4 protein-coding genes are annotated in these 6,140 nt (G+C 67.4%); 2 read left to right on the top strand and 2 right to left on the bottom strand.

The window, feature by feature from the left end:
• Positions 1–114 precede the first annotated feature (114 nt).
• Complete coding sequence (locus WAW17_RS21655; protein WP_422334970.1) at positions 115–1,104, top strand: rod shape-determining protein; 990 nt, start codon at positions 115–117, stop codon at positions 1,102–1,104.
• On the opposite strand, the gene WAW17_RS21650 is transcribed toward WAW17_RS21655, so the two are convergent.
• Both WAW17_RS21650 and WAW17_RS21645 read right to left on the bottom strand, forming a co-directional pair.
• Entirely contained in the window at positions 1,105–3,930 is a 2,826-nt protein-coding gene (locus tag WAW17_RS21650) for an FtsW/RodA/SpoVE family cell cycle protein (protein ID WP_422334969.1), read from the bottom strand.
• Between the two features lie 23 nt (positions 3,931–3,953).
• Positions 3,954–5,150, bottom strand: coding sequence for a hypothetical protein (locus WAW17_RS21645; protein WP_422334968.1), 1,197 nt, complete (start codon positions 5,148–5,150; stop codon positions 3,954–3,956).
• A 630-nt stretch (positions 5,151–5,780) separates the two neighbouring features.
• On the opposite strand from WAW17_RS21645, the gene WAW17_RS21640 reads away from it, so the two are divergent.
• On the top strand, positions 5,781–6,140 hold a 360-nt coding region (locus WAW17_RS21640; protein ID WP_422334967.1), incomplete at its 3' end, for a DUF6328 family protein.

Raw genomic sequence — 6,140 nt, 5'->3', positions numbered from 1 at the left:
ATCGAGGTACCTCACCTGTTGGCTCTTTGGTAAGTCACCGCGATATCTATCCGAACGCCGGTGCCGCTGCGTACCATCGAAATGGTCTCGATTGAATCCTTTTCGGAGGCCGACGTGGGTGGACTTGGGATCGATCTCGGAACTGCCAACACTGTCGTCGGCACCCCCGACGACGGAATCGTACTGAACGAGCCGTCCTTCATGCTGGTTCGAACAAAGGATCCACATCGCGCTCTCGCCATCGGCGCGGATGCGCGTTGTCTCGTCGGCCGTGCTCCTATCGGGATCACGGCGGTTCGACCGATGGGCGACGGGGTGATCGTCGACCTCGACTCCGCCCGGGCATTCGTCACCGCTGTCATCAGACGAGTCTTCCCGGCCAGGCGATACGGTGTCCGGCCGAAGGGTGTCATCGCGGTTCCCGCAGGCGCCACCCCGCTCGCACGTCGCGCACTGCTCGAGGTCGGGCACGAGGCCGGCCTGCGGAAAGTGGGATTGGTACCGGACCCGGTCGCAGGGGCCCTCGGCTGCGGGATCAATCCGCTCGAACCCCGCGCGCACCTCGTCGTCGACATCGGCGGCGGCACTTCGGAAATCACCGCCGTCTGCTTCGGCGGCATTCTCTCCCACCGCAGCTGCCGACTCGCAGGTGATGAGCTGACCAACGCCCTATACCAGTACCTGCGCGAAGAGCGCAAGATCGTTGTCGGCGAGCTCACCGCCGAGCGGGCGAAGCTGGGCGCACCGGAGACCGGCGAAGGGCAGTCCCTCGTCGTGGAGGGCCGTGACGCCGTGACCGGCCGTGCACGTCTGGTCACACTCGAAACCGAGGAGATCGTGGATGCGTTGCGGCCGACCACAACTGGAATTGTGCAGACACTGACCGAGTGCCTGGAGGACCTTCCTCCCCAGGCGATCGGTGACGTGATGTCGGAAGGGCTGCTCGTCATCGGAGGCGGGGCGATGCTGCCTGGTCTGTCGCGAGTGCTCGAAGAGTCCTTCGGGTTTCCGGCGAAGTCGGCCGAACGCCCGCTCACGTGCGTCGCCGAAGGCGCGACGGCGTGTCTCGTGCACCCTGAAGTGGTCGCCGCATACAACGCATGATCACGGAGTCGGCACCACGCCGGACGGTCGCGGAAAGTAGCGTTCGAGGAGTTTCTTCACCACGGGACCGGCCGTCGCCGACCCGAAACCACCGCCACGGACCAGCACCGACACCACGATTTCGGGGGCGTCGAAGGGCGCCACCGCAGAGAACCAGGCATTGAGACCTTCCCCGGGTGCCGACGGATCCTCCGCCGTGCCGGTCTTGGCACCCGCGGGCACCGGCAGGTCGGCGAGCTGTCCGGCCGTGCCACCCGCAGCGGAGGCCCGCATCCCCGCGCGCACGGGGTCGAGTCGGTCCGCGAAGGGCAACGGAACCGGTTCCGCCGTGGGAATCGGGATGACCTCCGCCGACCCGTACCCCGCCGCGAGCTGCGGTGTGACCATCGCGCCCGTGGCGATGCCCGACGTCCAGCGCGCCACCTGCAGCGGGGTCGCGCTGACAGTGCCCTGACCGATGCCCATCAATAGAGTGGATCCGGGATACCAGGTGGCCCCGATACTTCCGACCGTTTCCGGCGTCCCCAGGAAACCCTCGGTCTCGCCGGGCAGGTCGATCCCCGATGGCCGGCCTACTCCGAGTTGGTCGGCGACCGCGGCGATCCGCTCGGGGCCGAGGAGTTCGGCCAGTTTGTAGAAGTAGACGTTGTCCGACCACTGGATCGCCTGTACCAGGTTGTGCGGTCCCATCGGCTGCCAGTTCCGGAAAGTCTGCCCCCCGTAGTTGTAGGCGGCGCCGGTGTCGATGACCGTCTCCGACGGCAGGACCGGGTACTCGCTGTTCGCCGCGGCGACGACGATCTTGAAGGTCGAGCCCGGCGGTGCCGCAGTCTGGGTGACTTGGTTGAGCATCGCTCCCGGCGCCTGAGTCTGGGCGGCCAGCGCCACCAGGTCGGCCGGAGGACCGTAGACGTTGTCGTCGAATCCGGGCACGCTGGCCAGCGCCAGCACCGCACCGGTGCGCGCGTCCATCACGATCGCGGCGCCCACGTCACCCTTGCTGGTGCGCACCGCCTCGGTCAGCGCGGTGGTGGCCACGTCCTGCAAGCCGATGTCGAGGTGCAGCCGCAGGTCATAGCCTCGCACTGGGTCGACCCGTTCACCCGTGGCCATCGGACGCCCGGTCGGATCGACATACATACACTGCTTGCCGTCACTGCCTCGCAGTAGCGCATCGTACTGCCGTTCGAGTCCCGCCTTGCCGACCCGTGATCCGAGCGCGAGGTGCGGCCAGCGCTCCATATCGTCCTGGTCGGCAACCGCGACGTGGCCGAGGACAGGGCCGAGCATCGCGCCGTGCGGGTAGTACCGGCGGCCGGACGGAACAACGAGTACCCCGGGGAGTCGAGCGTCAACGATCCGCCGAGCCTGCTCGGCCGTCACCCTTCCGACGACAACCTGCAGCTCCGCGCCCCCGCTCCGCAAGGTGTCCGTCAGCTGGTCCGGTGTGATGCCGAGCAGCGCAGCGAGTTCGCTGCGGGCGGCCGCGTCGCTGTCGTCGAACATCAGGGAAACCACCGCTACGGTGTACTCGACGACGTTGATCGCGAGCGGCACGCCGTTGCGGTCGAGGATCTGACCGCGCTCGGCGGGCAAGCGGATGCAGCGCGTCATCTGCGCATCGCTCATCGCACGCAACTGCGCGCCCCGATCGCTCTGCAGCTGCCACGCGAACACCGCCATCACGACGAGTGACGCCGTCACTGTGACCGACCCCGCCGTCATACCTCTCGGTCGGCGGCGCTGCCTGGGCGGCGGCGCCCACAGCGGCCGCTCGACACCATCCCGACGCACCGCGAGCACCAGCCCGATCCCGACGAATCCGACGAGTGCGGCCGTTCCCCCGTAACTGAACAGAGGGATCGGCATCCCTGTCTGCGGCAGCAGCGACAGGCTCGCACCGGTCGCGACCACCGCCTGAATTCCGAACAGCCCGCCGACACCCGCCGCGACGAGCGCAGCCTCCCGGGTCCTGGACACTCGGGCGGCAAGTGCAGCCCGCCACACGATGACCGATACGGCCACCACGACTGCGAGACCGGCGATCAGGCCCCACCCGTACACGAGGCTCGCGAACGCAAGGTCGTGCTCCGATTCGGGCAGGTAGTCGGCCCGCAGGTCGTACAGCGGGTCGCGCGCCAGACCCCACCACCCACCGCTGCCGATCGCGATGTCCGCCTGCAACTGTGCCCAACCCGCCCCTTGGGGGTCGGCGTTGCTGGACAGGAACACGTGTACCCGTTCGAGCTGGTAGGGGCGGAGAAAGAGAACCGCAAGGGGCAGCGAGGCGAACCCCACCGCGAACAACGGGAGCAGCGGCAGCAGCGGCACCCGGGCGAGGATCAACATCAATCCGGCGGTCGCAGCGAGCACCACGGCCGTCGACAGGTCGGGTTGCAGCGCGACGAGCGCGACCGGCACACTCGCGATCGCCAAGGCTGTCACGAACCGTGCGAGGGTGTACCCACCGGCCAGCATGGTGGCGGGGACCACCACCAGACCGAGCTTGACGAGTTCGGACGGCTGAATGGTGAACACACCGAAATCCAGCCAACGCTGAGCGCCTTTGGTCGCGACGCCGACGAGCGGCACAACTGCCAGCAGCACCGTAGCTACCGTGAATATCGCCCAGCCGAAGCCGCGCAGGTCACCGAGACGCAGGCGCGATATCACCCACATCAGGCCAAGACCAGCGGCGGCATAGAGGACATGGCGAACGGCGTGCGACGTCATCCCCGTCGAGATCAGGTTGAGCAAGCCCAGTACCACGAGCACGACTGCCGCCGTGACGATCCACGGATCGGATTCCCGCTGGCTCCCGAGCATGCATCCCCCCAGTCCCCGGCGCCTCAGCAGGAGGCGTTGTCAGCGGGTAGCAACAGCGGCTCGGAAGCGACTACCGCCGGGGCGCTGGTGACCGCCGCGACAGCAAGCGCGGTGCCATCCGGAAGAGCCGCCCTGCTGATTCCGTATACCTGGTGCCGGCCCGGCGGGATCGGCAGCGAGGTTTCGGTGCTGGTGCGGACGTCGCCGGAGCATCGGTCGTAGACATTCAGTTTCCAGGTCGCCGTGTCGACACTCGCCGCGGAGTCGAAGTGAACGTCGACCCGTATCGTGCACTCCTGTCCGGGCATGCACCCGCCGTCTGCGAGGGTGGCGGTGACCTGGCTGATCGGCCCCGCGCTGCCCGGGACGCCGACATGGACAGACTTCGGCGCCGTCGTTCCACCCGCCGTCGCGGACTCGTCCTGGACGACTGCGGGCTCAGGTGGCGGCGGCGACACCGGGCTGATCTGATTCTGCCCCGATGGATTCACCGGATTCAGGACGGCGTCCCAGCCCCGACGCAGCTCCGTCCACGCCCGCGGGGCCGACCACAGCGCCCCGATGAGTACCAGCACCGTGATCAGGACCAGTGCGGCTCGGCGCCGCGATGGCCGTCTGCTTCTGCGATGCCACGCATTTCGGGCGGGTGGATACCAGCCATGCGCTGCGAGAGCGGATCCGGCCGCCACGCCAGGCCGGCCCGGCAGGTTCGCCCCATCCGCCACTACTCGACCGTCCCCCAGGGGGCGTCCCCTCACCACCGTGACAAGTTCGGCAAGCTGGCACCGCCGCCTTCGCTCCTCGGCCGGGTCGGCGTCGGGTGCGACCGCGCGGCGGACCCGTTGCACGAGACCGTCCAGATCTGTTGTTTCGGCGATCGATTCGTGTAACCGGTCCGCCAGTGCCGAATCGCGACAGTTGGTCGTAATACTTCGAAGCAGGCCGGCAATTGCATCGCTCATCTCATGACAGGACGCCCCACTGCCGGCGCACTCGATCGTGAGTCGACCGTCTTCGGACACCGTCACGGCATCGACCCGGAAGCGGATCGGGTAGCGGCCCTCGCTGCGCGCCAGTTCGAGCTGATCCATCGCATCCGTGACGAGCAGGGCAGCCTGCGAGGGTGTCAACGTCGCCACCGCGAGCAGTCTGCGGAGCACCACACCGCCGCCAGATGCGTCGTCATCGATTCGTTCGGGCTGTTCGGATCCGGCATCCACCGGCGCGCTTCTCCTTGCGAGGAGCCCTGTCACTGCGTCGATCATCGCGCATCCCGAAACACTATGGCCCCCGCGCGGTTTGCGACCGGACCGGAACGGATGGCCGACGGACCTTGGGTTGGTCTTACTCGCTGTCGAAATCCATTACGCCTGTATGTATTCCATTTAACCAAGATCAGTGTTCCGGCGGAACATCCCGTTATTCATCCGAGCTGTTCGTCGACCGGCACATCACCCGGGTACCCCCACCGCCGCGCACGAAACGTCGCGACCAATTGCCGATCCACGCACCAGCGCGCGTATCGGCCGGTCTGACCGACAGCGGTCAGGAACGCGGACAACTCTCTCGTCAGCGTTCACCGCTGCTCCGTCCCGATCTTCGACGCGGCCGTCGCCGACCACCTGCGATCTGCCGCCGGCCTGATCGAACAGTCGACCTCGCAGGTACCCCGATACCGCGATCACAGGGGTAAGACTGTCTCCGGTGCGCGGCCGCCAGCGGCTGGGAAGCGGGCATTCCCTGCAGGTCGGACGGGTAAAGTGCGAATCGGCCGGCCTCGACCCACTCCGCCTTCGTGGCTGGTGCGCCACAGACCGGCGTGACCGACCTCGAGGAACGGCGGGTGCATCATGTCTGACGACGATGACGCGAGGGCGCTTGACGACGAAGAGTGGAACTATCGCGCCCGCCACGAGACGGAAACACAACGGCTGGACCGAAACTGGTCCGGGCTACTGCAGGAACTCCGTGTCGTGCAGACCGGGGTGCAACTGCTCACCGGGTTCCTGTTGACGTTACCGTTCCAGCAGCGCTTCGCGGACCTCACCGACTTCGAGGTGCCGGTGTATCTGGTGACGGTCGCCCTGTCCGTGACCTCGACGATGCTGCTGGTCGCACCCGCGGGGTTCCATCGCGTGCTGTTCCGCCAGCACGCCCTTCCCGTGCTGGTGTCCACGTCCCACAAACTTGCGGTCGGTGGTGTCGCGACC

The sequence above is a fragment of the Rhodococcus sp. (in: high G+C Gram-positive bacteria) genome (genome assembly GCF_049286785.1).
In the GTDB taxonomy this organism is placed as follows: domain Bacteria; phylum Actinomycetota; class Actinomycetes; order Mycobacteriales; family Mycobacteriaceae; genus Rhodococcus_F.
The sequence above is the reverse complement of the archived record's forward strand: the minus strand, read 5'-3'. Positions and strand labels throughout refer to the sequence as shown.